The sequence below is a fragment of the Paraburkholderia sp. D1E genome (assembly GCF_052682275.1).
In genome coordinates this window covers 8,511,109-8,538,068 of record NZ_JBQYMB010000001.1, presented here as the reverse complement: position 1 = coordinate 8,538,068, position 26,960 = coordinate 8,511,109, and the positions used below count along the sequence as shown (strand labels likewise).

The window sequence follows — 26,960 nt, the reverse complement described above, 5'->3', positions numbered from 1 at the left end:
TGCCAGACTTCGAACCATAACGTCAGCCCGTCGCGGCTGACGTTTCCTTTTTCGCCGGCCGTTTCGCGCGCCGCACCTTCTGCGCGACCAATCCGTCCGACACTTGAGACATCAACGTGCGCAGCCAGCCAACATCGCTTGGCCGGTCCGGCTGCGGATGCCATAGCTGATAACACTTGATGCGGGGAAAGGGAATCGGCACTTCGACGACCGCAAGCGGCAGGATGCTCGCATAGTGCATCGCGAAACGGCGTGTGGTCGTGAAGATCAGATCCGACTGCAGCAGCGTTTGTGGTACGAGGCCGAAGTAGGGCAGCGTGGCGACGATGCGCCGCTCGGCGCGGGCCCGTGCGAATCCGATGTCGACGGCGCCGCCGCTCGCGCCGCTATAAGGCGTGGGCGCGAGATGTGGCGCGGCGAGATACGCTTCGCGCGTCATCGGCGTGCGTGCGAGCGGATGGTCGGCGCGCATCAGGCACACCACCGTGTCGGAGAACAGGTCGCTGCGCTCGAAACGCAGATCCGGCTTCGGCCAGTTGCCGATCACCAGATCGAGTTCGCCCGCATCGAGCGCGGCCGAATGGTCGAGCATCGGGCTTAGCGAATCGATCTCCAGACGCGCATGCGGCGCCGCTTCGCGAAACTGCGCGATTACGGTGGGCATGAAGAAGTCGTTCAGATAATCCGGCGCGGCCACGCGGAAGGTGCGGCGCGAGCGGCCGGGATCGAAGTCGCCGTGCGGCGTCGCAACGAAATCGACTTCGCGCAGCACACGTTGCGCCGAGGCTAGCAACGATTCGCCGTATTCGGTCGGCACCATGCCCGATTTGCCGCGCACGAGGATCGGGTCGTTCAGCGTCTCGCGCAGTTTGCGCAGCGCGGTGCTGATGGCGGGCTGGGTCTGATTCAGACGCAGTGCGGTTTGCGTGACGCTGCGCTCGACGATCAGCGTGCGCAGCACGCGCACGAGCCAGATATCGAGGGAGGCGGCGGAATCGTCCATGGTTTAGGCGAGGCGATGCAAGCAGGTCGGGCCCGGATGAAGCGTCGGTCGGAGCCGCCCGCGAGTCAGATCGCGAGTGTGGGGCGCAAAGGTTATAACCTTAGGCCCGTTTGCAGTGTGGCGGCATAGCGGGCACGGTATGGCCGGCATCAGGACGCCCTTTTTGACGCAATCACGTCTGAAAAGACATGCGAAGACGCAAGCGAGGCATGCGTGCTTGCACGAATCTTACGGTTTGCCTTCGTTAATTATCCGTGAGACCCGACGGCAGCGAACTGATCCGCTTCACTTCCTTCGAGTCGAGCCAGTTCGGCGTGCGTGCGCAATACAGCACCATCGGCAACGCGTCTTCGCCCCAGAACAACTGGTCGTTCAGACGGAAGGTCGGCACGCCGTAGACGCCCAGATCGATTGCATCCGCAGTGTTGCGCTGCAATTGCGCCTTCACTTCTTCATTCTTGATGAGTTCCGGGCCATCCGGCATACCGACGCGCTCGCACAGCTCGGCGAACGCTGCATCGCTCGACGGATCGCGGCCTTCGCGCCAGATGAAACGGAAAATCTCGCGTACAAAGCTGATGTCGCCCTTCTCCGCGGTGGCGAGCAGGAGCGGCTTCATCGATTCGAACGGATGGGCCGGCGGCATCTTGAACGGAATGCCGAGTTGCTCCGCGCGAAACAGCGCGTGGCGATACAGAAAGGTGCGTTTGGCGGGCACGCTGTAAGCGGGCCGCTGGCCCCAGTGGTGATAGAGGTCGTTCAGCACGACCGGCGTAAACGCGAAGTCGAAGCCCGGCCATTTGTCGTGTTGCTCGAGCAACAGGTAGGTGAACGGCGAGACAAAGTCGTAAAACCACTGCGGTTGCCTGGCGTCGATGCCAACGGTCATAAATGTCTCCCGAATTGCCCGTTCCGACCGGTGCCGTCTGCTGGACCGTCGGAATTGTAATGATCTTACGCGGTGCGGCCGCCGCTTGCACCGTTTGGTTTCTGGCCGGCGACGGCCGGTACGGCGGACGTCGCGCCCGGTTGCGGCGCCATCGTCGCGGCCGATGTCAAATCAGGCTCGGCGCAGCCATTCCAGCTAGACGTGGAATCCGACTGTGCGGGGTCGTCGATTGAGTCCCTAGGCGGGGCGGCCGGCCGGAGGCTCGTCTGCCTCGGCGGCTCCGCGCGCCTCAGGTGATTCAGCGGCGTCATCGTCTTCTGATGCGCGCCCGGCCTCGGGCGGCTGCGGTCCGTCGCCGGGTTCGGCTGCTGCCTCGCGCTGGGCCTCGCGGTTATGCGTGAGCCGCTCGCGCACGAAACCGATATGCTCGCGCAGCACGTAGAACTGATCCGCATAGGCAAGCGGCATTTTCAGACCGTTCACCGACTCTTCAATCGTATCGAGCCGCTCGATCAGCGACGCGCGTTCGGCGGCCGAGTGCTCGCTGAGCGCGCTTCGTTCGATCGCGATCAGCGCGCCGTACCAGCGGTAGATACGCGATTTCACCCGCCAGGCATATAGCGCCGGCACGAGACGCAGCGCCGGGATCAGCAGCACGATCAATGGCACCACGACCACCAGCAACCGGTCCGCGAGACTTGCCAGCCAGAACGGCAGGACCCGGTAGAGGAAGCTCTTGCCTGACTTGTAGTAACGGGCAGCGTCGTCGCTGATCGGGAAATCGTGCGCGAGCGGCGCGGGGAATTCGCCGGCACGCTGCATGACGTTCGCCTTGCCGTGGACCTCGCGCGCCGCTTCGATCAGCAGATCGGAAAGCGCGGGATGCAGCGAGTCGCGCGCCACCAGTTCGGCGGTCGGCGCCACCATATGAATCGGTGCGGACGGCAGATTCTTGCCGAGGTCGAACGCGCCCATCGGCATCTCGAGCTGCGTCAGATACGGAAAACGACGCGTGTAGGCATCGGCTTGGGTGAAGTCGTAGAACTGCACATTCGGCGTTCGATACAGCTTGCCCATCACCGCTGGTTGCGCCGAATCGCCGGCCAGAAAAGCCGCGTCGATTTTGCCGGCGACGAGTGCCTGGGCGGCGTCGTCGCCCGAGAGCGGCAACAGTTTGGTCGGGCCGCCCGGCACGATGCCGTTTGCCTTGAGCAGCGCGAGCGCCAGCTCACGTGTGCCGCTGCCCTCGGCGCCGACGGCAAGCCGCAAGCCCTTGAATTCGGAGAGGCGCGCGACCGTCGGCCCGTGATAGAAGATCGCCAGCGGTACATAGGCCACGCTGCCGAGCGACATCAAGCCCTCGTTCACCGGGCCGGGCGCGACGCCATCCTGCACGAAGCCGACGTCAACGTTCGAGTTCGGGTCTGAGAGCCGTTTGAGATTCTGCAGCGAGCCTTCCGAGGACAACACGTTCAGCGTGATACGGTTGCGCGCCAGAATCGTCTTGTACTTCTGCGCCGCATTCCAGAAGGTGCTGCCTTCGGGGCCGGCGCTGATCGTCAGCGTACTGGGCGGGGCGGGCTGGATCAGACGCACGGCGACCCAGATCGCCGCGACGGCGATCAGCAGGATCGGTCCGAATGAGACCGCCAGATCGCGCCAGGAGATCGCCACGAAACGGGCGACGAGACGGGGAGGGCGTTTGCGGCCGGTGGCTGGCTTCATCGGGTGACGTGACGGCTACGGTCGAAAGTGAACAGGGTGGCGGCGCTCTGCGGCGCGCGAACCGGGGCAAGGCCTCTGCGCCGTGCCGGGCAGGTCGCGGCAAAATACGCATAAGACGCACAAGCCGCGCGGCAGGGCATGTCGCGCCGATGGTACCTGAGAATCGCGCGGCGGCGCAGTGTCCGGCCTGGGCGGGCGCCGTCAAACCCGTAACAATTCGTGAACGACGCGTGAACGACGCGTGAACGGCCCATGAACGGCGGATGAACCCGCCACGGACCCAAATATGAACGGCGCATGAAAAACCCGATCCGGGCCCCCACGGCAAGCAGCAGTCAACACCGCAGTATGACTAAACCCTTTGCGCTTCTGGCGCGGCTAGATTAAATTGTGGATCGCTGCCGCGATCAGACGTTTGCGCGGCGTGACCCGGCAAGACAGACAAGAACCGGGCGCGCTGGCAGACTTCGCGGCTTGCCGGCTCTCGTACCGCATCGCATGCGTGGCATCGTGCGACTAACGGCGGCCGGCCTCTCTCGCCTCTCGCACACCGTGTTGCAGCCATAGTTGGCCGTCGCTGGGCCGCGTTTTGCCGCGTCCGCAGCCTGGTCGCCCGTAGTCGTAACGAAACCGCTTGTACATGCGGTCCAATGTGTAGCCAAGGAGAAACTATGAAATCGGTCGGTTTTCTGAAAACGCTGGGCTCGGTCGTGGCGATGGTGGTGGCGTGCAATGTGTACGCTCAGGCAAGCGATGCAACGGCGACGGGCACGACCGCAACGCCGGCTGCAAGCGCCAAGGCCGGCAAGAAGGCCAATAGCCAACTGGGTCGCAAGGTGCGCAGCGCGCTTGCCAAGGCGCAAGGCATCGACGTCTCGAACATCGCCGTGCGTGCGCGTGGCGGTGCGGTGACGCTGACGGGCTCGGTGCCTGACCAAGGTCAGATCGACGCTGCCGGTGAAGCGGCCAAGGGCGTTGCCGGCGTGACGTCGGTGACGAACAAGCTGACCGTTGTTCAGCAATAAAACGGCAGCAGTGAGCAGGCCGCGATAAGCGGTCTGCCATTAAGCCGCTTGCCAGAGCGCGTGAGGCGCCTGCAGGCGCTCAGGGCTGTATCGGAAGGTGCATGCATCACGCATATCGCTATGCGCCATCGTGATGCATGCCAGCGCGAGGGTTCCGGCGAATAGCCAGAGCCCTTTTTTTTCGCTTTATTTTTCGTGGCGGTGATTTTTGAAGCGATGATGATGGTTCAGACCCGTTCCGTGCTGAACCCCTGCACCGCAACGGTCCGTCTGTACGCTGTGACACACAATTGACGCGTCGCGAAGCGTACTGTGATGCAAGTGGAACCGGAGTCAACGCCATGGAAACCACGCTTTTGCGGTATACCGATCTGCCGATCGGCGATCGGGCGGCTTTCGAACTGGTGTGCGCGCGGCACGGTTTCGCGCCGGCGCATTTCGACATCAGCGCCTGTCCGGACCCGGGCGACGCCGCGCACGAGCGCCTTGTCACGATTCGACGCGGCGGCTGGGCGCAGTGCTATCACGACCATCACGGCCAATGGGTCAGGCAGTTCGAGACCGATCTGACCTGCAGGTTTTTCAAATAGACGTGGTCTGGGTGTGCTGGCGTTTTGTCAGCGCCTCAGGCTGGTACTTCAAGCCGCCTACGCAAACTACCTGCCAAGGGCGCCTGTCAGGACCGACGGTCAGGACTCCCGCTTCACGCCAGCACGAGGCGCACGCCGACCAGCGTGAGCGTGGCGGCGAGCACATTGCGCAGCAGCGCGTCCGGCGCGCGCGACGACAGATAACTGCCGATCGCGATGCCCGGCAATGACCCCACCAGCAGCGACAGAAGCATCGACCAGTCGACCGAGCCCAGCAGCCAGTGCCCCGCGCCCGCCAGCAGCGTGAGCGGCACCGCATGTGCGATATCGGAGCCGACGATGCGCGTGGTCGGCAGCAGCGGATACAGCAGCAACAACACCGTCACGCCGATGGCGCCCGCACCCACCGACGTCAGCGACACCAGTACGCCCAGCACCGCGCCGGTCAGCATGGTGAGTGCGAGCGTGCGCCCTTGACTGGGAGCGCGTTGACGGCGCGTGCCGAGCGCCGCGAGTTGCGGACGAAATATAAGTGCCACGGCTGTCACCAGCAGAGCCGCGCCGAGCACGATCTGGATCAGCCGGCTCGTGCCCGGGGTGTCCATTCCGTAACGATGCAGCAGGATCAAGGTGATCGTCGCCGCAGGTACGCTGCCGGCCGCGAGGCGCAGGGTGATCTGCCAGTCGACGGAGCCTTTCAGGCCGTGCACGAGGGTGCCGGTCGCCTTGGTGGCGGCTGCGTACAGCAGATCGGTGCCGACCGCGGTGGCCGGATGCACGTTGAACAACAGGACCAGGATCGGCGTCATCAGCGAGCCGCCGCCAACGCCCGTCAGTCCGACCAGAAAGCCGACGAACAGGCCGGAGACGGAGTACAGCAGATCGATGTGGGGAAGAGCCATTGAGCAGACCGTTGACGGTCGGGTGGGTTGGACAGGTTAGGCGGCAAGGCCGGCGCGCGCTTGCCTGCGGGTGTCGGCGAATGTCGACGACAGGCCCGTGGCGGCGCGGCGAAAGCCGCTATTGTCGCAAAACTGCCGAGCTTGCGTATGCAAGCGTCTGAATCCCACTCAAAGCGCGCGTCGAATCTCGACGATGCCGAAGGCCGCCAGCGTGATCCCGACGATCCGGTCGATCGCAACGCGCAGCTTGCTGCCGATCGCATGACGCGCGAGCGACACCACGGTCACGAGAAAACACCACCACGCGATCGAACCGCAAAACACGCCGCCTACGGTGGTCAACGCGATGCTCGACGAAAACGCGCCCCGCGGCGCGAGCGTCGTGAACAGCGCGGCGAACATGATGACGGTTTGTGGGTTGGTCAACGTGAGCAGCAACGAACTGGCATACGCGCGCAGTGCGCCGGCGCGGCCCACCTGTGCGAGCTTGCCGTCGCCGTTGTCGTTTGCTGCGTCGGCGGGCGGTTTCTGCAGCAGCGTACGCACGCCGAGATAAAGCAGAAACAGGCCGGCGATCAGATGCAAGGGTCGGTCGTAGGCGAGCATGAACTGCGAAATGCCGACCAGACCGAGTGCCGCGATCAGACCATAGAATGCATCGCCGCTCGCGATGCCGAAGCCGATCGCCAGCCCCGCACGCGGACCGCCGGTCAGCGTGCGGCGGATGCAAAGCATGCCCATCGGCCCGACCGGCGCGGCAATCGCGAGGCCGACACCCGCTGAGGTGACGAAGAGACTGGTGGTGGACATGGGACAGCCTTTATCGGTTGTTCTGCTTCGTGGGTATAGTCGCGCGTGCTGCGCTTTCGCATGCTTGCCGGCGGGCGTCACGCTGACGCGCCCTCAAGCATAGCCAGACCGAAAATCCTGGGCAAGGCTGCGAGGATCAGGCAGCACACCCTGGCACAACTGCGAACTATGCCGTTCGGCACATGATCGACCTTCGCAACTCAGCACGCGATCGACGGGACAAACCAGCGTGCGGGCCGTGGATACCCTGGGGCGGACTCGGCAGCCGCCTTCCTCGGGCATAATTTTCCCACTTCAAACACCCGGGGCACGTCCGTTCATGTGGCAAATCGATCAGATGACGTTGCGCCTCTTTATCGCTGTCTGCGAAGAAGGCACGATCGCGCGCGCGGCTGAACGCGAGTTCATCGCACCCTCCGCGGTCAGCAAGCGCCTGGCGGATCTCGAAGCGCTGGTCGACGTTGCGCTGCTCTCGCGCAGCCAGCGCGGCGTGCGCGCGACCGCGGCCGGCGAGGCGCTGCTCAGGCACGCGCGGCTCATCATGCGCGGCCACGAGCGTTTGCAGGCGGAGCTCAGCGAATACGCGGCCGGCGCACGCGGTCATGTACGGGTGCTGGCGAATGTGTCGTCGATGGTCGAGTTTTTGCCCGAGGCATTGTCGGCATTTCTGAAGGCCAATCCGCAGATTCGCGTCGATGTCGAGGAGCGCGTCAGCGCCGAGATCGTACGCGGTCTGGAAGAGGGCGTGGCCGATCTCGGCATCTGCCGCGATGTGGTGCCGATGGGCAGTCTCGATGTGCTGCAGTACCGCTCCGATCATCTCGCGCTGATTGTGCCGCGCGATCATCCATTGGCCGGTGAGGCAGCAATCGGTTTCGATCAAACCCTGGCATTCGATCATCTCGGGCTCGCATCGAACGCGTCGGTGAACGCGCTCATGCAGCGCATTGCGGTGGAAAAAGGCAGCGAGCTCAACTATCGAACCTATGTATCGACCTTCGATGCCGCCTATCGGTTTATCCAGGCAGGCCTTGCCGTTGCGATCCTGCCGAGCGAAGCGTTGCCCAGGCATGCCGCCGACGAATACGGCATCGTCGCCGTGCCCTTGCAGGAAGCATGGGCAGAGCGCCGCTTCGTGATCTGCATGCGCGATCGCAATGCGCTGACGTTGACGGTGTCGCATTTACTCGATCACTTGCTGCGCTCGGTCTGAACGCCGGCTACGGTTTGTTTTCTGGGCGCAGCCGGGACGTCCTCTGAACGCCTGCTGAGCGCTCTTCCAGCATCCCTCCCAAGCACGCCCTGACGTTCCCCGCCGTTCTCTGCAGGCTCTCACAACGTCCTCCCGGCACCCTCTGAGAAGCCCTTAAGGGTTTCCCCTTTGCTACGGCGCACGCCCGTCCCGCTTGCCTCTGCCGCCATCGCGCGTGGCGATGGAGTGCGTCGTCAACGCAGACTTTGCTGCGCGGCCGCACGCGGGCACGCTGTCACTCAGCTGCTTCATTTTCCGCATTCCACGCAAGATTCGAGACCGGGATTCAAGACCATGAGTGACACCCAGGAACGCGTCGTCGTGACCGAAGTCGGCATGCGCGATGGCCTGCAAAGCATCGCTCGCACGATGCCCACCGAGTTCAAACGGCGCTGGATCGACGCCGCATATGCTGCCGGCGTGCGGCATATGGAGGTCGCGTCGTTCGTGCCGGCGAAGCTGCTGCCGCAAATGGCCGACGCCGACGATGTGATCGCCCACGCGCTCACCTACGACGATCTGATCGTGACGGCCCTGGTGCCGAACCTGAAGGGCGCACAACGTGCGCTCGACTCCGGCGTGCATCGGATCGTCGCGCCGATTTCGGTGAGCACGGCGCATAGCCTTGCCAATGTTCGTAAGACGCCCGCAGAGATGATCGAGGCATTTGCCGCGATGCGCGAACTGATCGATTGCGCTGCTAGCGCGAACACGCGGCGCGTCGAATTGATCGCCGGTCTATCGACGGTGTTCGGCTGCACGCTGCAAGGCGGGGTGCCTTATGCCGACATCGCCGCGATTGCGCGTGCCGCGTTGCAGGCGGGCGCCGATGTCATCGCCCTCGGCGACACCACCGGCGAAGCAACGCCGCGCCAGGTCGGCGAAATCATCGAACTGGTGCGGGAGGTCGCGGGCAGCAAGCTGCGCTCGCTGCATTTCCACGACACGCGCGGCCTCGGTCTCGCGAATACGCTGATGGCGCTGCAGCACGGCATCCGCGAATTCGACGCATCGCTGGCCGGCCTCGGTGGCTGTCCGCATGCGCCGGGCGCGACCGGCAACGTGAACACCGAAGACCTCGTGTTCATGCTCGACAGCATGGGCTACGACACCGGCATCGACCTCACCAGACTCATCGCGTCGCGCGACGTCCTCGCCGATGGATTGCCTGGCGAACCGCTGTACGGCTATCTGGCGCGTGCCGGTTTGCCGAAGCAGTTCAGTGCCGCTGCTCAACGTTTTGAATCTTCCGAATCACAGGTGCTGCAATGAATCCGGTTTCTTCTACGTCTGCTCCTTCGACACCTGCTTCTTCTACGTCAACCTCGTCCGCACCTGCTTCGTCGGCGGAACAGCAGGGCGCGTTGCCGCTCGCTGGCATTCGCGTGGTCGAGCTGTCGCATATGGTGATGGGGCCGACGTGCGGGATGATTCTTGGCGACCTCGGCGCCGAAGTGATCAAGGTCGAGCCGCCGCGCGGCGACGGTACGCGCCGTTTGCTCGGCACAGGGGCGGGGTTCTTTCGCACCTTCAACCGCAACAAGAAGAGTGTCGCGCTCGATCTCGATAGCGAAGCCGGGCTGGCAGCGCTGCACAAGCTGGTCGACACCGCGGATGTATTCGTCGAGAACTTCAAGCCGGGACGCATGGCGAGCCTGGGTCTCGATTACGCGTCGCTGCACGAACGCAATCCCACGCTGATCTATGTCTCGCACAAAGGCTTTCTGAACGGTCCATACGAACATCGTCTCGCGCTCGACGAAGTCGTGCAGATGATGGCGGGCCTCGCCTACATGACGGGACCGGTAGGCCGTCCGTTGCGCGCGGGCAGTTCGGTCAACGACATCATGGGCGGCATGTTCGGCGCGATCGGTGTGCTTGCCGCGTTGCACGAACGGCATACGAGCGGACGCGGCAAGGAAGTGCAGAGCGCCCTGTTCGAAAACTGCGTGCTGCTCTCCGCGCAACACATGCAGCAGTTCGCCGCGACCGGCGTGCCCGCTGCGCCGATGCCTGAGCGCATCAGCGCATGGGCTGTCTACGACGTGTTCCAGCTTGCCAACGACGAGCAGATGTTTATCGCCGCGACCGGCGACGGCCAGTGGCGCGCGCTGTGCGCGATTCTTGGCCGCGCCGATCTGCTGGCCGACCCGCGCCTCGCGACCAACAACGAGCGCGTGCTGGCGCGCGAATGGTTGCTGAAGACGCTTGGCGAAACCTTGAGCCGCCGCGAAGGTGCGGCGCTCGTGCCGCTGTTCGAACGCGACCACATTCCGTTCGCGTCGATCACGAAACCCGAAGACCTGTTCGACGATCCGCATCTGAACGAGAGCGGTGGCCTTGCGCGATTGACCCTGGACGACGGAAGCGAAACCGCGATGCCCTTGCTGCCGATTTCGATGGATGGCGCTCGCCTGCAACCGCGCCAGCCGATCGCAAAGATCGGCGAGCACACCGCCGACGTGCTGCGTGGTCTGGGCTACGACGAAGCGCGGATCGCGGCGTTGGGCGGCGGCGTGGCGCAAACGCCGCGGGAAGCGGCGTGAGGGTAGCAATTCTTGGGGCGGCACCCAAAGCTGCATGTCTGTAGCGGCCGAAGAGACGTGAAGCAGCGGCCCATAAAGCGCCCGCGCGAATGATTGGGCGTAGCGCCATTGCGTCGCAGGGGCCCGATGTGTCGAACGTAGTTAATCAAATCTCATCCGGCGTCAGACCGGAATTCAGCAACCATTTTGCATGGGATCGGAGTAAGCGCTAAAGCGCTAACTCCGATCGACAACGGAGACTGACGATGAAATCGTCGAATCATGCGGTATATGCGACAGCGGTCGGCGATGCAGGCACGCTGGGGGATGTACCCTCGGGCGTCGATGTACCGGCAGGCGCCCGCGCTGATGAAATCGTGCTGGAGGGTGCGCGCATTTCCGCGCGGCTCGACCGCTTGCCCGCCACGCGTTCCATCTGGCAACTGGTGATGCTGTTGAGCCTCGGCCTGTTCTTCGAACTGTACGACCTGATGTTCTCCGGCTACATCGCGCCGGGCCTCGTGCGCAGCGGCATTCTCACCGCGACGACGCATGGTCTGTTCGGCACCAGCGGCGTGGCGAGTTTCATCGCGGCGTTATTCGCGGGCCTCTTTATCGGCACGGCGGCATGCGGTTTTCTCGCCGACCGCTTCGGCCGGCGCGCAATCTTCACATGGTCGCTGCTGTGGTACACCGCGGCCAACATCATCATGGCGTTCCAGGACACGGCGCTTGGGCTCAATCTCTGGCGGTTCATCGCGGGGATCGGTATCGGCGTGGAGATCGTGACGATCGGTACGTACATCTCCGAACTCGTACCGAAGCACGTGCGCGGCCGCGCGTCGGCCTTTTCGCAAGCAGTCGGTTTCTGCGCGGTGCCGATCGTCGCGTTTCTGTCCTATTTGCTGGTGCCGCACCGTTATTTCGGCCTCGATGGCTGGCGTCTGGTCGTGCTGACCGGCGTGACGGGCGCGATCGTGGTGTGGTGGATTCGTTTGCGTTTGCCGGAGAGTCCACGCTGGCTCGCACAGAAAGGCCGCATCGAAGAAGCCGACGCCGTGATGAAGCGACTCGAAGCGCGTGTGGAACGCGAATATGGACGGCCTTTGCCGGAGCCGGCGTTGCCCGAACCGGTGCGTGCGCGCGCGGCGTTTCGCGACTTGCTGGTGCCGCCGTATCGAAAACGCACGCTGATGTTGATCATTTTCCACGTGTTCCAGACGATGGGCTATTACGGCTTCGCGAACTGGATTCCGACGTTGCTGATCAAGCAGGGTATTACCGTCACGACGAGTTTGATGTACGCGAGCATCATTGCGATCGCGGCGCCGCTTGGACCGTTGCTGGGGATGCTGATTGCCGACCGCTTCGAGCGTAAGACGGTGATTATCTGCATGGCGGCGGTGAACGTGGTGTGCGGGTTGCTGTTCAGCCAGGCGAGGGAGACGGTGCTGCTTGTGAGTCTTGGGGTGTGTCTTGTGCTGGCGGGCAATATTATTTCATACAGCTATCACGCGTATCAGGCGGAACTGTTTCCGACCAGCATTCGGGCGAGGGCAGTAGGATTTGTTTATTCGTGGAGCCGGATTTCGGCGATGTTCTCCGCATTTGTGATTGCGGGATGCTTGAGCCGCTTTGGCGTGAACGGGGTGTTCGTGTTTATTTCAGGAGCGATGGTGGTGGTGATGGTGGCCATCGGAACCCTTGGGCCGAAGACACGGGATGTCGCGCTGGAGGATATTTCGAGGTAGTGCTTTGCTGTTGGGCGATGCCCGCTTGGCGGGGCGGGCTTGCTCGTTTAGTGCTTCTTTGGGGTTGCCGAAACGGTCGGCGCCACGCGGATCGGCGGCGCACCCGACGGCGTCGTGGCCGGTGTGGGTTTCTTGGCCTGCTTCGGTTTCTTTACTTCGCGGTTACTGCGCATTTGACCTTTTGCCATGATGGGCTCCCCAATAGGCTTTTATCGCTCCGAGAGGGAGCAGTAGGATAGTGTGCGCTGAATTTTGTGTTTATGGGAGGGATTTTGGTTTTTTTGCCTGTGCGGCGCTTTCGTCTGGTCGAAGCGGGGTAAATTCTGCTACCAATTTGCCATTGTTAGCAGATCCGTGAGGAACTTGTTTTGAACTTTGCGCAGGTCGAATACGCACTGTTGGTATAACGCGGGATACATGGAACCGTCTGGGTTAGTCTCCCATCCTGCGCCCGCGTCGCGCTGCAACTCGCAGAATTTCACCCCGTCATCCTGCGCCGCCATATAGGCGTCAAGCACTTCTGCGTGCCCGTTGCCGGCCGGGATTTTTGAACGTATTTTTTTGTACAACAGTTTGTTTTCCTCAACCATATCCGCTTGCAAACCGGCGAAGCATTGCGCATCGGAAAAGCCACCGCCCAAGTGCTTCAAACATTCTGGGTCTGTCTTCGCCAATGCCCAGTGAGAAGATATGGCGAGGACAATAACTGCGGAGAGTTGCCTAGTGAGATGCATCATAGATCCCCGATGCGAAAAGGCGCGCTTCCGAATAACGGCGCGGAGGAAGCCCCGGATTGCTGCCGATGCGATACGTTAGAATGAAATCGAACATTCCACTGTAATTTCCTGTGTTGATCTTCCTAATTATCTCATCGGCTCCAGAATTTGGCCCGCAGTTATAAACGATGCTTACCAGAGCGTCATACTCGAATTGAAAGAGGGGTACACGCACGTCGTCGTTCAAACGACGCTCCATTCGCGCTACATCGTGTTTCTTGAAGTCTCGCGCGCGCTCAAGCGAAATTGTCTGCCCGACCTCGATATGGTCCGATGGCACGATGCGATGCCCGCAGGCGACCGTTGGAATTCCAACGTTGTCGCGGTACGCCTTTAGAATAAATCCATCTGTAACGTGGTGCCCCTGAAAATTTGTACCATTCAGTATGCCGGACTCCCACACTGCCATAAAGGAAAGCCCGTCATCGGACACTACCCATGGCTTGCCCAGTCGCTGGGTGTAGACCGTGACAGACGAGCTTGGGTTTGTGTTCGTCACTACAGTTGCAAGTGGTTGAGTCATTGAGCACCTTGCAAATGGCCGAGATGGATAGAGATATTCCTTGCGTGGTCTGTCCGATAGCGCGCCGTTCGCCCTTGCGAGTCGGTTACTCCATGCTGGAACTCGCCAGACGGAAGACGGATCGAGTAGTAGGTCTCTGGCAAAGGCTGGCCGTGCGTATCCTTCAGCACGAACTGTTCGTCATGGTGGCCGGTGCATGCGCTGCCGTTTTCTTCTGAGCGCGCAACGCCTGTAAGATCGGGCCTTCCTTCGTCGATGAGTCGGGAGCGCCGTCCGTAAACGGAAACGATACGGGGATGCGGCATGCATTTGCACAGCACATGGTCGCCACCAAGGGCCATGTCTTGCCCTAGTTCGCTGCTGTATGGACGCCTGACTGAAACAGGGAACACGCCCGAAACGATCCTCCCCGCACTTTTACATTTGTCGCACCAGGCCTCATGTCCAATGTAGGTCACGCGCCTGGATCGTCCGTTGTCGTCCGTGATCGTGCAATTGTCTTTGCCCGTAACCACATAACTGCTGCCGCCGTTATCAAGTGGATCGCCTTCGACTACCGCGTAATAGATGGGCATTGTTAAACCTCCGCTCTGTAGCCTACGAACAAGCCGGTCTCTCCGGTGACCGGGTAGTGAGTGGCGGCGACGACGTCTGCGTACATCGGCACGAAGCTGGTCGCGTGCCCGTCGCGGTGCGGGCTGTCAGTAATCACGTCGCCGTTGTCCAGCATGCTTCCCACTACTGCGAGCGGTCGAAAGTGAGGCGTGTCCGGTAAGCCGACACCCGTGATAATCTGCGCGCGAGTGCCATCGGAGTATTCGATGAAGTCACCCGTACATGCCGCCTTGCGGCTGGTATCGCGGACTTCAAACGTGCTAGTTACCTCGCGCAGCACACCGCCTCGACGCGTTGTTGCTCCTGTGACTGCAAAGCGCCAGAGTGGTGCGGTATCAGGTGACGGAACATAGTCGCTATCGAACAGACCTGCGATGGTTTCGCCTTCGGGTACTGTGAAATAGGCGTTTTCCCATAGCGTCTCAATGATGCGGTCACCATTGCTCAGACTACTTCCGACCAATGCAGCGGGGCGACCATCCATCACACACATAAAACCCGCGCCGTCCACAATCACCGCCTCGCTGCCGTCGGCGTATGTCACAATATCGCCGACACAAGCCAGGCCAAGGCCGCAGTAAGACGCCCCGCCTGTCGCTGTGGTCACACGTCCTCCGCGGGCGGTTAACGAACCAATCGTCGCAAACAGATATTTGATTTCTTTGCTCTGCTTATCTTTCATGTGCTGTCTCCTGCTAGTGGTTGAACAAGACCAATTTGCCGAGACTCGCTGCGTTTGAACGCGACTGCCATAAGACAGATCCGAAAAGATAACAATGCGATTCAGGGCGCATGAGCAATTGCATGAAACGTTACAGATGGTGGCGGGATTGTTGTAAACCCGATTAAAGGTGCGTTTGCTCTGGTTTTTGTGGCCGGGAAAAAGGGACGCAGGAACACATACTCAGTATCGAAGATGCGTTTGGCGATTTGCTCGACCCGCGCAGGCGCACACCGTCCGCGGGGAAAATGTAAAGATTGGTTATAGTTCGCGTGTCTAGCCTGTTTGGTTGATCGTCCCCAAAAACAGGTGATTTACATTGTTCCTGCCGTTACACAAAACGGCGCGGGTTTGACGGCCCGTCGTGATGCACCGCGCTACCCGGGAACTGGCCGGTTTCATGTGGGACATCAACAGGCTGGCCATGTCGCTCGCCATACCGCGGACCCCACAGGCAGCGTAAGCGCGCGATCATTGAACGGCTGAAGAACATCTGGAGGAGTTTCCTGAAGGCGGCGTAGCCCGGTACCCGAGTAACCCGAGGCTCAACTTCGCAACGGGCGCCGCCCGATTTGCGACTTAAGAAAGCGGCAGGCTCATGAGACGGACCTCTGTAATGCGGTGACTAACCCGCGGATATCAGTGTGATTCACCGTCGAGACTTACTGCTACGTCGCCCTCAGGAAATTTACGCGCCTATGGATGGAAAACGAAAACCGATCCCGATTGACACGGAAAGTCATATCAGTTGAGAGCATTGCCCTGCACAGGGGCGACGCTAATAGACCACTAAACTAACAATTCAAGGAACGGCCAAAGCCGTAAGCGCACAGGTGAACAAGCGCCGCGCAGGCACAAACCAAACTTCAACCTGCGCGGCTTCTGCTACGCCGCCAAGTTTCCGATGGCAACTCCCCAAACTGCCCCCGATACTCATTGGAGAAATTCCCAAAATGCCAGAACCCCCACCGCGTAGCGACTTCGGTAACAGACCCGGAACCCCGCAATTCCCGCCGCACATGATCGAGCCGAACAGCTCGCATATACGCCGAAGGATTCACCCCAAGCGTATCCTCAAATGCATATTGCAATGTGCGCCGGCTCGCGCGAAACCGGGCACACAATTCCGCCACGGACAGCGGGCAATCGGGCGACTCTTCAACCAGCTCGCGAACCCCGCGCACGAGTTGCCAGTTCCGCGCCGTACGTGCCTCGACATTCCCGTGCGGATCGGCACTTCGCATCCCCTGCAATGCCTCGGCAAGACCGAATATCACCGACTTCTCGAACGACGCCGCCACGCCAACGTCATCGAGCAAAGTCGGCGTTGCAGCCACTGCGTCGAGCAATTGTTTGAGTACTTCGCGAAAACCCTGCAATCTCGCAGGATCGACATTCAATACGCCAGGCCTCGCGCCTAGCATCGGCGTAATTCCATCGAGCTGCGAGCGCACCAGTTCATCGCCAATCGCACCAGGCTCGATCTCCAGATTCACCACCACGTGCTTGTCAGGCGATAAAAACTCGAACCCGCCATCGCCGGAAAACACATGCAAGCCGTCGCGATGACTCGTCTGCCCGCACAGCAGCGCATGTCCTTCGAGTTGAAATGGAATGCCGACGGCCAGCTTGGATCGCGCCACCTGGCCGCGTTGATAGACCGTGCGGTTCAGACGTTCCACCAACACCCGCACGCCGCCCGCGGCGAACGAACTCACCGAGCCGTCGAAGGCGCCGCGCGAAATCTGGCAATAGCTCTGGTTCCACGCATCGAGCAACATCGCCTGCTCGTCGATGTTCCGGCAACAGCGAATCTCGACGGCGCTGCGTGTCTGATTGACCGCCTGCATAGCTTCTCCCGATTCTGTTGGCGCTCCCCGAAAGCCTCGTGCCGATCAGTGTATGCGAAAAAAAATTTACGTCGCAGCGTTGGAGCGACCCATCCGGGGCACGCATGCGGCTTCCTGCGCCGAGTCCGCACAGATCGCGAACACGGTGGCGGCCAGATACAGCAAGCATTCAGCTCAAGATGTAATGCATTTGTCAGTAAGCCGGATTTTTACGGGATTTTTACTTTTTGCCAATTTTGGATAGTCGCCGCTTTTTGCCGCCCCTACTTTGTGCATAACGTAGCGCAACGCAATGCATCAGACACTGGAACGGGAGTCGCGCATGAGCAGATCGGCAGGCAGGCTGGAAGGCAAGATCGCAATCGTGTCAGGTGGCGCAACCGGCGCGGGCGGCGCGGCGTCGCTGCTGTTCGCGCAGGAAGGCGCACAGGTCGCCGTGGTCGATATTAATACCGATGCGGGCGAAGAAGTCGTGACGCGCATTCGCGCGGCAGGCGGAACAGCCGAACTGTTTGCCGCCGATGTGTCGAAGCGTGCAGCCGTGGACGCCGCCGTGGCGAACATCATGGCGCGCTTCGGGCGCATCGACGTGCTCTTCAACCACGCCGGCAGCATCGTCGTGAAGCCGTTCGTCGATACCACCGACGACGACTACGACTGGCTCATGAACGTCAACGTGAAAAGCATGTTCATGATGACACGCGCGGTCCTGCCGCACATGCTTGCCGTGGGCAGCGGTTCGATCGTATGCACGGCGTCGATTTCGTCGGTGGCGGCCACGCCGCTCGAAGTGCTGTACTGCACGACCAAAGGTGCGTGCGCCATGTTCGCACGCTCAATTGCCGTCGAGTATCGCGATCGTGGTATTCGCTGCAATGCCGTATGCCCCGGTTTCATCGATACGCCGCATGGGCGCCGCGAAATCAGTGCGCTGGCGAAGTATGGCTTCGATGCGAGCGAAGCGGCACTCTCGGTGCAGCAGGGCCGTCTTTGCGCGCCGGAAGAAGTCGCGCGCGCCGCGCTCTTTCTCGCCAGCGACGACGCCAGTTTCGTCAACGGCGCACACCTGTACGTCGACAACTGCTTTACGGCTGCGTGAGCCGGTCCTTCGTCGCGCGGTCACGCCTCTGCATCGCTTAGCCGCTTCGTCATAACCCTGTTCAAAGGATCGTGTCATGGACATCAACACGGCCGTGCCGTCGGCAGACCCAGCCGACAACGACGTCAAGCTGTTGCACAAGATGGGCTATGCGCAAGAACTGTCCCGGCGTATGGGGGCGTTCTCGAACTTCGCGGTGTCGTTCTCGCTGATCTGCATTCTGTCGGGCGGCATCACGTCGTTCCAGATGGGCTTGTCGGCCGCGGGCGGGGCGTCGATCGGACTCGGCTGGCCGCTCGGTTCGCTGTTCGCGCTAGTCGTGGCGGCGGCGATGGCGCAGATCGCGTCGTCGTATCCGACGGCCGGTGGCCTCTATCACTGGAGTTCGATTCTCGGCGGCAAATTGTGGGGCTGGCTCACCGCGTGGATGAATCTGCTCGGTCTCGTGTTCGTGGTCGCCGCGATTAATTACGGTACCTATGATCCGTTCTTTCGCACGCTGATCGCACCGATGTTCGGTGTGAATCCCGATTCGCTCGGCTGGTGGCAGCAGACGCTCTTTCTGACCGTCATCACCGCTTCGCAAGCATTCCTGAATCATCGCGGCATTCGCATTACCAGCAAGATCACGGACCTGTCAGGCTATCTGATCTTTGTGGTGACGGTCATGTTGGTGGTTTCCCTGCTGGTGTATTCGCCGGTCAAGATCGACCTGTCGCGGCTCTATACCTTCACCAACTTCACGGGTGTCGACGGCGGCGCGTGGCCGAAGCAAACCATCGCCATGGCGTTTCTGTCCGGCCTGCTGCTGACCGCTTATACGATCACGGGCTTCGACGCTTCCGCGCATACCTCGGAGGAGACGCATCAGGCGGCGCGCAATGTGCCGCGCGGCATTGTTGGCTCCGTGTTCTGGTCGACGACCTTCGGCTACGTGATGGTGTGCGCGTTCGTGCTGGTGATGCCGGATATCACGGCGGGGGTGAAGCAGGGCACCGGGTTCTTCGAAGCGATTCTTGCGCCGATTCCGGGACCGCTGCGTATCCTGATCGAATTGCTGATGTTCTTTATTAACTACGTATGCGGTCTCGCGGCCGTCACGTCGACCTCGCGCATGATGTTCGCCTTTGCCCGCGATGGCGGCTTGCCCGGCTCGAAGTGGCTGCGCAAAGTGAATGCGGCACACCGCACGCCGGGCGCTGCGATCTGGACCTCGGCGGTGCTGGCGATCGTGGTGACGTTGTACGGCGATGCGTTCACGGTGCTGAGCGCAGGCAGCGCAGTGTTCCTGTTCATTTCGTACGCCATGCCGATTGCGGCCGGCATTTTTGCCGAGGGTCGTACGTGGAAAGAAAAGGGCCCGTTCCAGTTAGGCATGCTGTCGAAGCCGTTCGCGGTGGCGGCGGTGTTCGGCGCACTCGTGCTCGCCTATGTCGGCATGCAGCCGCCGAATCAGAAAGTGGTGTACGTGATTGTCGGTCTGCTCGCGGTGTTGCTGGCGATCTGGTACGGCGCAGGCGTACGCAAGAGCTTTGCGGGCCCGCCGATCGGCAAGGTGTCGAAGGAGCGCGAACAGGAACTGAGCGGAATGGAGGGGCAACTGGGGGAAAGCTGAGTCTCTGCGGGTGTGCGGGCAGTTGCCGCCACTCACAAAAAAATGACGTCAGCCGGCCCTGGAGCCGGCTGACGTTTTTACATCTGCCGCGTGACGTGGCATTCGTCAGTTAGATACCGGTGTATCCCACCGGAACTGTCGCGTTGCCCTTGGCGACCGAGGCGTTGTTCGACACCACATACACCGGCGATTCGGTCAGGTTGAGCGTCAATGTACCGTTGCTGTAGTTCGCGCTCGACGCATTGCCCATCATGTCGATGACCTTCACCGTGCCGCTCGTGCCGGGTGCATCCACCGCGAGGCTATACGGCACGCTATAAGTCGAGCTGAAGCCGACGCTCGCGTCCCACACGCTGTTGTTGTGCGCCCACAAGGCGGTGATCACGGCGCCATTGCCAACCTGCTGGAAGGCGTAGGCGTAGACGCCCGTTGGCGTGCCGTTCACCGGTCCGAGCGTATGGGTGCCGTCGAGCGTGTGCGTCATCGCGCTGATCGCCATGGCAACCGGCTTCGGGCTGATGTTCGTCGCACCGAATGCGCCTTGCGCGTCGCTCAGGTCGAAGAACGTGCCGTAGCCGACTTCACCCGGATAGTCCGCACCGTAGAACACGTAGGTCTGATCCGCGCCTTCGCCGAGCGTGATGATGTGCATGCGCGCCGCGACCGCAGCTTGCGCATATAGCACGTTCGCGGTCGGGTAGTTCGGACCGTACGAGGTGCCGAGATCGTAGCTGATGCCGGCTTCGGTCGAGAACAGCTTCATGCCCGGACGGTAATCGGTGGCCATTTCCGCGCGCAGATCGCGCATCTGGCCGCGCAACGAACCGTCGGCGGTCGACGGGTCGCTGTCGTAGCGCTCCGGCGGATGCGACGGCGACGTGCCCGCGTCGTAGTAACCATGCGTGGAGACGGCGTCGATGTACTGCCCGAAACCGAGCGGCGCGAGGCGCTTCAGACGCGTGGTGGTCAGGCTCGGGAACGCGTCGGTCGGACCCATCACCACCGCGTTCGGATCAGTCGAGTGGATGCCTTGATAGACGGACTGATACAGCGCGATGAAGTTGGCGTCGGTGTCGGTCCAGAACTCGTTGGGCTCCCACGTCACCTGATAGTAGTTCGCCGACTGGGTCGGGAAGTAGGCCGCGCGAATCGCATTCGATTCCGTGCCGACGCGGCTCATGTAGTTCTGGTAATACGAAAGGCTCGTCGGCACGCTCGTGTCGTCCTGGAACGCACCGGTACTGCTCGCCCAGGCAGGGATGCCATCGAGACGGATCAGGCGCATCACGTTGCCGCTCTTGTAGAACGGATCGAGATTGTTTGCCGAGGGGTTGAACGTGTTCGCTCCGCTCGGCTCCATCGTCGAGAGCTGGCGGTCGTCGATCGTCGACGAGATGCCCAGATCCGCAAGCAACGGACCGTTGTCGTTCGCGCCCTGCATGCCGAAGCGGTGCTGTTCCTGATGCGCATAGGTGACAGCGGGAATGACGGCTGCCAGGTTCGGCGTCACGCCGAAGGTCGCGATGCCGACCGGGCGCGTGCCCGCTTGCGGCAACTGGCCACCGTTCTGCGCGAGCGTGCCGGTCGCGGCGAAATAGCCGGCGAGGGTCGACGTGCAGTTGAGCGTGATGGTCTTTGAACCGCTCGGTACGGCCGTGCTGCCGCTCGCCGCTACTCTGCCGAAGGTGTCCGTGACGGCCCAGTTCAGCGTGTCGGCGTTCGGCACGTTGGTGGTGAAGGCAAGCTGAAAAGCGCTGCCGGCGGCAAAGATGCGTGTGCCGTCCGAGCTGGGCGTATCGGCGGAAATGGTGGCGCTGCCGGAGCCTGCCGAGATGGCCGGCGATGTACAGCTGAGTGCCGCGACGGCATTGCCTGCGCCGTTCACCGTGGCGGTGCCACCGGTGCTGCTGTTTCCCGCCGCAGTCGAGCTGGACGAACTGGCGGTTCCGTTGGCCTGGGTTGCTGCGGTGCTGCTGGAGCTGCCACCGCCGCCGCCGCAACCTGCTAGTGCCAGAGAAAGTGTTGAGAGTACGAGTAGTTGCGATTTCATCAATCTGTAACCAATGCGTTAGCTGAACATTCGTCCACCTCTTCGCGCAAAGCGCGTCCGGAGGCGGAACGAACATCCGGGTTCAATTGCAAGCCAGCCGATGAGTGAGGCCTCGGCACTGGCCATCCTGTGTGCGCAACGGGTTCGTTGCGCGAGGGTGATGCCTTCCCGGGTTGTCGGCCCCAAACGCATTTCTCTGCAGAGAAATACATGTCATGCGAATCCGTGCCGCTCGTATTGGCAGGTTGGCGGAATCGAACGACCGGGGAACGTACGACGAAAAAAACAAAAGCTTCGGGAACAGCGCGGTTCACATCGCAGTACGTGAATTCATGGCGCAAGCCAATGAACTATTTGCTGTTCTGTAAGTAAAGCAGGATCAAATGGGAAGAATCGACCGCAACAATACGCATTAGTATGTTTAAAAGAAGTAACGAGTCGTTACGTATGAACAATAACGCAGTACTAATTTCATTGATCACACCAATCTATACGTAAGGCGAGACCAGTCCTTATCCGCCAAGCAGAAGTGGGGTCGAAAAGATTTGCAATGGATGCCTAACTATACGAATTGGTGTAAACCGCAGCGTAATGGGCGATAGCGCTCATTCCATAGCCGATGGAAACTTGGAGATGGCGGAAAAGTGCTGGGCCTTCGGTGTAAGGTTTCCTCGCGATAGTGACTTCGCGGCGGAACTGTCGCTGTTTTACGGAGATGAGGCGGTGCCCCGCGAAAGGGGCGCGCCAGATAAACGATGATGAGGGGCCGAGGTTTTTGGGGCCGGTACTTGCTGTAGGAACGTTTATCCGCTGCGCAAAAAAGGCGGTTGTCCAGAGAGATAAATCGTGAGAATTCTTCAGTTGGTTCACGCGCCGCGACTGTCCGGGGCCGAGGTACTTGTAAAGGGGCTCGCGATTCATCATCAGCGCGGCGGCCATGAGGTCTGTATTACATCGCTGCTTCCACAGCAGGACGATTTTCTCGACATTCGCGCTGAGCTTCAGGCGGCGGGTGTCACCTGCCTGTTCCCGAGCATCCACTACGGCAGGGTGGGCAAACTGCTGCACCTGTATCGGGTGGTGCGTCAGTTCCGTCCCGACTTCATCGTGGCTCATGCCACACTCGCCGCACTCTATGTGCGTCTTCTGCCTGTGCATACGCCAATTGCCTGGGTGATGCACTCCGGCGTCAACGACTTCGAGAACGGTGCGCTCAAGCAGGCTGAGCGCCTGCTGTCCAGGCGGGCGAGAGCGATCATCGGTGTGTCGCAGCAAAATATCGACGACTACCTGCGAGAGATCGGCAAGCATCCGGCGATGGTCGTGATCCCGAATGGCGTGGACGCGTCGCTGTTCGCGGGAGATAACGGCACGTCGGCCGCGGATATCGCAGTGCCTGCCAGGCAGATTGTTCAACTGGGCCGCTATATAGAAGGGAAAAGCCAGTTGGACACGGTCCGCGCGTTCGAGCGTGTCGTGCAGAGCGAGCCCGAGGCGAGTTTGCTGCTGTGTGGTGTCGTCGAAGACATTCCGTATCACCAGGCCGTGTTGTCGCTCGTTCATCAGCTTGGGTTGGACAGCCGCGTGACGGTGTGCGGGCCGCGCTCGGATGTCGCCGCGATCCTTCGCTCCTCGCGCGTCTTTGCCATGCCTTCGCGATTCGAAGCGCAGAGCATCGGTTTTCTGGAGGCGCTCGCCTCGGGCATTCCGGTCGTGGCGAGCCGGATTCCGTCGTTCGGTTTTGCCAGTGGATTTGCCGGCGTCAATCTCGTCGATACGGCCGATCCTGAGGCTTATGGCCGTGCGTTGCTCGGGGCGCTCGATATGCCGCGTGCGAACCGGCAACTGGCGGGATACACGTTGCATGACACGGCAGATCGTTATATGACGATCGCGCGTCAATTCGTCCGGCCGATGCAGGTTTCGGCATGAACTACAGCGGATCGGCCGACTCGTGCTACTGCGCCAATCGGTCGATTCGCACCGTCTCCGAGAACAGGCCCGGCAACTCACCGAGGTCCTGAGCTGCGCCCAAGGCGAAACCGTCGCCTACCGGATAGCGTGTCAGTGCCGGGGCGCCGCCAGTGAAATAGAAATCGCTGAGCGTCGCGTCGGTTCTTCGATAAAGCACGAGCCCCGCATTGCGCTTGTCACGCACGAACGCAGGGAAAACATCCGACCATGATATGCCGTGCAATGTCGCCGCGTGGACTGGTACGCTCGTCGCGTCCGTCGTGTCGAGTGTGGCAATGTCGATGGCCGCGTCCTCATTCGTTTCTTCGAGATGCGGTGTCAAAAGAATCAGCGTATTGCTTGCGTTGCCGCGCACGGCTCCCACTGTCACTTTGACGAAATCAGGTGGGAAACTCGCCGGCAATAGTTTGCGTTCGCCGATGCTCATGCGCGTGTCGTCGTTGGCGATTTGCGTGAGCGCGAGCCGACCGTCCGCGCTATCCACCGCGACCAGTGACGCACGTGACCCTGGCATCTGGACCGGTAGAAGATTTGCGTTTTGCCGTAGGGTTTTCGCCTGTGCCATGAGCGTCGGCGCTGAGCCCGATGAGCCTGCGGAAGACGCTATCCAGAGGTCGAGCCCGCTGTCGGTTCGCTTCTGCGCGATCAGCACGGCGGCACGTCTCGTTCCGCTAAAATCCGCTGCCACGTATTGCTGTGTCAACTCAGGCTTGAACGCACTGCTGGTCTGGAGCCAGAGACGTGGCGCTTCGAAGTGATCGCCTGTACTCCGAAGCAACCAGAACGCCGTGCCGCCGCGGCGTGCGGTGATTACCATCAAGTCCGCTTTGCCGTCGCCGTCGAAGTCGCCGAGCAGGAAGCGTGCGCTGTCGAAGCACAGCTTGTCATTCGCGCAACTCGGCGCCGTGGCGCGGGGATCGAATGGCACAGTGCTCGCGTACCAAAGCGCAGCACGCGACGCTTTCGCAAGCGACGCCGCATACACATTGAACCCAGGCCCATCGTGTTGTCGTTGCACATAGACTGCGGCTTGCTCACCCGTGCCGTCGATGTCGCCAATCATTGCAGTAGCGAGCCTAAGATCGGTTGCCTGAGTGTGTTGCATAGTCGCCCAACGGTAGCGCGTGGTGAGCTGCGTGCAGCCGCGCATGGTGAGCTTGCCGTCGTTTTCGCCGAGACAGTGCCGCTGCGGCGTATAGATGAGGCCGAAGTCCCATGGTGTCCAGCGTTGCGCCATGTCCCATTGATCGCAGGTCTCGGAGGTCAGATAGCCGTCACGTTCGGCGATGCATTGCGAAGTCGCGACGCTGACAAGCGCGGCGTTGCGCGTGTTGCCCGGATAGACGGTCAGCGGGTCCCAGCGCCATTGTTGCGCGGAGGAGCCCGTGCACGCGGCGAGTGTCGGTGCCCGGTCGCTACCCGCGGCAGTCAGGCAGCGGCTCGTCGCTGCATTGAATAGCTGAATGGGACGCGACTGGAAATCCGCGACGCGATGATCGCTGCGATCGGCGAATGCATAGCGGCGCGCGACCCAATTGCCATCCCACTGAAACTCGCCGAATACATGCGTAAACTCATTGCCGTCGACAGAAAAATAGCTGGCGACGATATCGCGCTTGCGCTGAACTTCAGCAGCCGGCACGTTGGCGGGCCAGTCGCCGGTCGGATAGGTGATGTGGTATTCGATCGGCACGCTTTTGTTCAGCGTCTGGGCGACGTGGCGCGTGATGCGCGCGGCGTAGATGTGATCGGGATGCTCGAGAAACGGCACCGTGTCCGGATTGAGCGTGTAGATCTGCGAGGCCTCGGTGAGTATCGCTTTCAGCGTGGCCGACAATGCGGCCCGATCGTATTGCACGCGCACTGAGCCGTCGGCGTTCATCGGATAGGTGGAGAGCGTGGCGTGTTGTTCCCACAGGAGGCCGAGCGGCACGCGGCCGCCGCGCACGGCGCCGCCGGGCAGCCGGAGTTCGAGCAGACGGACCTGCGGCTTCGCCTTCAACACCATCTGATGTACGAGCTTGCCAGCGATCGGAATATTCGTTTCGATCCATTCGTCAGGCACTCCCGCCATGCGCGCATAGGCGAGCCGCGAAGCCCGCTCGCGAGTCTGCACGTAAGCGAAATCCGCACCGTTGGCGCCACCGATCAGATGCACGGTGGTGATGCACCAGCCGGCGTCGAGCCGCTCGCTGATGGCAGGGTCCACGAAGAGCAGATCGTCATCGAGGTGAGCGACGACCGTGACCAGTGTACCTGCGCCGCAATTCGCCGCTCGCGCCGAACCGGGCAGGAGAGCGAAGAAAAGTAGCGCTAGAAAAGCAATGGATGAATCGCGAACGAGCCTGGCTGCCGATGATCGCATGTTGATTCGAACCCTGACGGTGAGCTCGATCATACTGTACGGGCGTGGGCCGCCACGTTGGCGAACTCACAGTAGGCGTCACTTTGCGTGCCGGCAACGAGTCATGCAGGCGCCGGCGCCGTTGGCGCTAACGGCAGCCTTCGCACTAACGCTTGCGCGAGCCCTAGCGGAAATAAGCCTTGGTGTTCTCGTGAACATCGGCGCGCGCGAGCAGTGCCGAAGGTGCGAGCCAGAGATATTCACTGTGCTGGTCGAGCCGGCCGACTGAGACGGTGCTGGTGAACTGCAGCGCATAGGCGAGCACGATGTAGTGCGTCGACACGTCAGGCTCGGCGGCGAAGTTGTCTGTGTAGTGATGCTCGAATATGCCTTCGAAGCGTGCGGCCGAGCGCGTTAGCCTCGCAATGCCCAATTCGGCGTCGGCAATGCGTGCGAACGCGGCGTCGAGTGTTTCGTCTTTATGAATGCGCCCGCCAGGAACGAACCATGTGCCGCGAGCGGGGCGATTGCGCCGATGGCCGATCAAGACGCGGCCTTCGGCGTCGCTGACGATCAGATCGATCGCGACCAGCGGCGTCAGGCGCACCACGTCCAGGAAATCGATCTCGGTCAGCATGTCATCTCCTGCGGGGCGTGCGCCGGGTGAGCGCGGGGTGATCGTGAGATGTTCCTTAGGGCGCTAATAGTCGTGATCGTGCTCATCGTCCCGGGTGAGGCGCTCGGAGACAGAAGCTAGCAGCAGCGCGACCAGAATCGCGCCGAGCGTGGCGAAGAGAAACGCGCCGACCATCGCGGCTAGCACCAGCATCGTCCATGCGAGGCCGTTCATTTCCCGGCTCCAGCGCGTTGATATGAACGCGAACCAGCACCCGCCTGGATTCTACGTGGGCAAACCACGGG

Annotated in this window: 24 protein-coding genes; 9 read left to right on the top strand and 15 right to left on the bottom strand. The window is 61.5% G+C overall.

The features are described 5' to 3' along the window. Nucleotides 1–22: 22 nt before the first annotated feature. From ACUN0E_RS38400 to ACUN0E_RS38390, 3 genes are all read right to left on the bottom strand, one after another. Complete coding sequence (locus tag ACUN0E_RS38400) at nt 23–1,003, bottom strand: LysR substrate-binding domain-containing protein (protein ID WP_445569895.1); 981 nt, start codon at nt 1,001–1,003, stop codon at nt 23–25. 244 nt (nt 1,004–1,247) lie between these two features. Further along, complete coding sequence (locus ACUN0E_RS38395; RefSeq protein WP_445569894.1) at nt 1,248–1,892, bottom strand: 2-hydroxychromene-2-carboxylate isomerase; 645 nt, start codon at nt 1,890–1,892, stop codon at nt 1,248–1,250. Between the two features lie 237 nt (nt 1,893–2,129). Further along, nucleotides 2,130–3,617: a TAXI family TRAP transporter solute-binding subunit gene (locus tag ACUN0E_RS38390; RefSeq protein ID WP_408225564.1), complete on the bottom strand. Its 1,488-nt coding sequence runs from the start codon at nt 3,615–3,617 to the stop codon at nt 2,130–2,132. A gap of 671 nt (nt 3,618–4,288) precedes the next feature. Between ACUN0E_RS38390 and ACUN0E_RS38385 the strand changes: the two genes are divergently transcribed. Together ACUN0E_RS38385 and ACUN0E_RS38380 are read left to right on the top strand one after the other, a co-directional pair. Next, nucleotides 4,289–4,642: a BON domain-containing protein gene (locus tag ACUN0E_RS38385; protein WP_408520092.1), complete on the top strand. Its 354-nt coding sequence runs from the start codon at nt 4,289–4,291 to the stop codon at nt 4,640–4,642. A gap of 341 nt (nt 4,643–4,983) precedes the next feature. Next, nucleotides 4,984–5,232: a hypothetical protein gene (locus tag ACUN0E_RS38380; protein WP_408225570.1), complete on the top strand. Its 249-nt coding sequence runs from the start codon at nt 4,984–4,986 to the stop codon at nt 5,230–5,232. 113 nt (nt 5,233–5,345) lie between these two features. On the opposite strand, the gene ACUN0E_RS38375 is transcribed toward ACUN0E_RS38380, so the two are convergent. Continuing rightward, nucleotides 5,346–6,134, bottom strand: a complete 789-nt coding sequence (locus ACUN0E_RS38375) for a sulfite exporter TauE/SafE family protein (RefSeq protein ID WP_408225572.1) — start codon at nt 6,132–6,134, stop codon at nt 5,346–5,348. Nucleotides 6,135–6,302: 168 nt separating this feature from the next. Then, on the bottom strand, nt 6,303–6,944 hold the full coding sequence (locus ACUN0E_RS38370) for a LysE family translocator (RefSeq protein WP_445569893.1): 642 nt from the start codon (nt 6,942–6,944) through the stop codon (nt 6,303–6,305). Nucleotides 6,945–7,263: 319 nt separating this feature from the next. On the opposite strand from ACUN0E_RS38370, the gene ACUN0E_RS38365 reads away from it, so the two are divergent. The 4 genes from ACUN0E_RS38365 (at nt 7,264) to ACUN0E_RS38350 (ending at nt 12,472) form a co-directional block, all read left to right on the top strand. Next, nucleotides 7,264–8,157, top strand: coding sequence for a LysR substrate-binding domain-containing protein (locus ACUN0E_RS38365; protein ID WP_445569892.1), 894 nt, complete (start codon nt 7,264–7,266; stop codon nt 8,155–8,157). A 333-nt stretch (nt 8,158–8,490) separates the two neighbouring features. Beyond that, entirely contained in the window at nt 8,491–9,468 is a 978-nt protein-coding gene (locus ACUN0E_RS38360) for a hydroxymethylglutaryl-CoA lyase (protein WP_408390670.1), read from the top strand. Continuing rightward, complete coding sequence (locus tag ACUN0E_RS38355; RefSeq protein WP_445569891.1) at nt 9,465–10,742, top strand: CaiB/BaiF CoA transferase family protein; 1,278 nt, start codon at nt 9,465–9,467, stop codon at nt 10,740–10,742. Before ACUN0E_RS38360 ends, ACUN0E_RS38355 begins: the two co-directional genes overlap by 4 nt. Before the next feature lie 245 nt (nt 10,743–10,987). Beyond that, nucleotides 10,988–12,472: an MFS transporter gene (locus ACUN0E_RS38350; protein WP_445569890.1), complete on the top strand. Its 1,485-nt coding sequence runs from the start codon at nt 10,988–10,990 to the stop codon at nt 12,470–12,472. Between the two features lie 47 nt (nt 12,473–12,519). Here ACUN0E_RS38350 and ACUN0E_RS38345 read toward each other — a convergent pair whose 3' ends face one another. From ACUN0E_RS38345 to ACUN0E_RS38320, 6 genes are all read right to left on the bottom strand, one after another. Then, nucleotides 12,520–12,660, bottom strand: coding sequence for a hypothetical protein (locus ACUN0E_RS38345; protein ID WP_166618355.1), 141 nt, complete (start codon nt 12,658–12,660; stop codon nt 12,520–12,522). Between the two features lie 138 nt (nt 12,661–12,798). Continuing rightward, nucleotides 12,799–13,209 (bottom strand): hypothetical protein, encoded by a 411-nt coding sequence (locus ACUN0E_RS38340; protein WP_408225590.1) that lies wholly within the window; start codon nt 13,207–13,209, stop codon nt 12,799–12,801. Then, nucleotides 13,193–13,771, bottom strand: a complete 579-nt coding sequence (locus tag ACUN0E_RS38335) for a lysozyme (protein ID WP_408225593.1) — start codon at nt 13,769–13,771, stop codon at nt 13,193–13,195. The genes ACUN0E_RS38340 and ACUN0E_RS38335 overlap by 17 nt, the downstream gene beginning before the upstream one ends. Next, nucleotides 13,768–14,346, bottom strand: a complete 579-nt coding sequence (locus ACUN0E_RS38330) for a hypothetical protein (RefSeq protein ID WP_445569889.1) — start codon at nt 14,344–14,346, stop codon at nt 13,768–13,770. The genes ACUN0E_RS38335 and ACUN0E_RS38330 overlap by 4 nt, the downstream gene beginning before the upstream one ends. Before the next feature lie 2 nt (nt 14,347–14,348). Continuing rightward, complete coding sequence (locus tag ACUN0E_RS38325; RefSeq protein WP_408225599.1) at nt 14,349–15,068, bottom strand: PAAR domain-containing protein; 720 nt, start codon at nt 15,066–15,068, stop codon at nt 14,349–14,351. Between the two features lie 905 nt (nt 15,069–15,973). Then, nucleotides 15,974–16,957: a helix-turn-helix domain-containing protein gene (locus ACUN0E_RS38320; RefSeq protein WP_445569888.1), complete on the bottom strand. Its 984-nt coding sequence runs from the start codon at nt 16,955–16,957 to the stop codon at nt 15,974–15,976. Between the two features lie 322 nt (nt 16,958–17,279). Here ACUN0E_RS38320 and ACUN0E_RS38315 point away from each other — a divergent pair, with 322 nt between their 5' ends. Next, nucleotides 17,280–18,056, top strand: coding sequence for an SDR family NAD(P)-dependent oxidoreductase (locus tag ACUN0E_RS38315; protein WP_445569887.1), 777 nt, complete (start codon nt 17,280–17,282; stop codon nt 18,054–18,056). Nucleotides 18,057–18,132: 76 nt separating this feature from the next. Beyond that, entirely contained in the window at nt 18,133–19,671 is a 1,539-nt protein-coding gene (locus ACUN0E_RS38310) for an amino acid permease (protein WP_408225608.1), read from the top strand. Nucleotides 19,672–19,780: 109 nt separating this feature from the next. Here the strand turns inward: ACUN0E_RS38310 and ACUN0E_RS38305 are convergent, their stop codons facing one another. Then, on the bottom strand, nt 19,781–21,721 hold the full coding sequence (locus ACUN0E_RS38305) for a hypothetical protein (RefSeq protein ID WP_445569886.1): 1,941 nt from the start codon (nt 21,719–21,721) through the stop codon (nt 19,781–19,783). An 846-nt stretch (nt 21,722–22,567) separates the two neighbouring features. On the opposite strand from ACUN0E_RS38305, the gene ACUN0E_RS38300 reads away from it, so the two are divergent. Further along, nucleotides 22,568–23,653 carry a glycosyltransferase family 4 protein gene (locus ACUN0E_RS38300; RefSeq protein ID WP_445569885.1) on the top strand — a complete coding sequence of 362 codons (1,086 nt, stop codon included), beginning with the start codon at nt 22,568–22,570 and terminating at the stop codon, nt 23,651–23,653. A 25-nt stretch (nt 23,654–23,678) separates the two neighbouring features. Here the strand turns inward: ACUN0E_RS38300 and ACUN0E_RS38295 are convergent, their stop codons facing one another. The 3 genes from ACUN0E_RS38295 to ACUN0E_RS38285 all read right to left on the bottom strand — a co-directional run bounded on the left by ACUN0E_RS38295 (nt 23,679) and on the right by ACUN0E_RS38285 (nt 26,889). Next, a complete protein-coding gene (locus ACUN0E_RS38295) occupies nt 23,679–26,060 on the bottom strand; it encodes a PIG-L family deacetylase (RefSeq protein WP_445569884.1) in 2,382 nt (793 codons plus the stop codon). 163 nt (nt 26,061–26,223) lie between these two features. After that, the gene (locus ACUN0E_RS38290) at nt 26,224–26,676 is read right to left on the bottom strand and encodes a GDP-mannose mannosyl hydrolase (RefSeq protein ID WP_408225620.1); all 453 of its coding nucleotides are present in this window, start codon (nt 26,674–26,676) and stop codon (nt 26,224–26,226) included. Between the two features lie 63 nt (nt 26,677–26,739). Then, a complete protein-coding gene (locus tag ACUN0E_RS38285; RefSeq protein WP_408509442.1) occupies nt 26,740–26,889 on the bottom strand; it encodes a hypothetical protein in 150 nt (49 codons plus the stop codon). Nucleotides 26,890–26,960 lie beyond the last annotated feature (71 nt).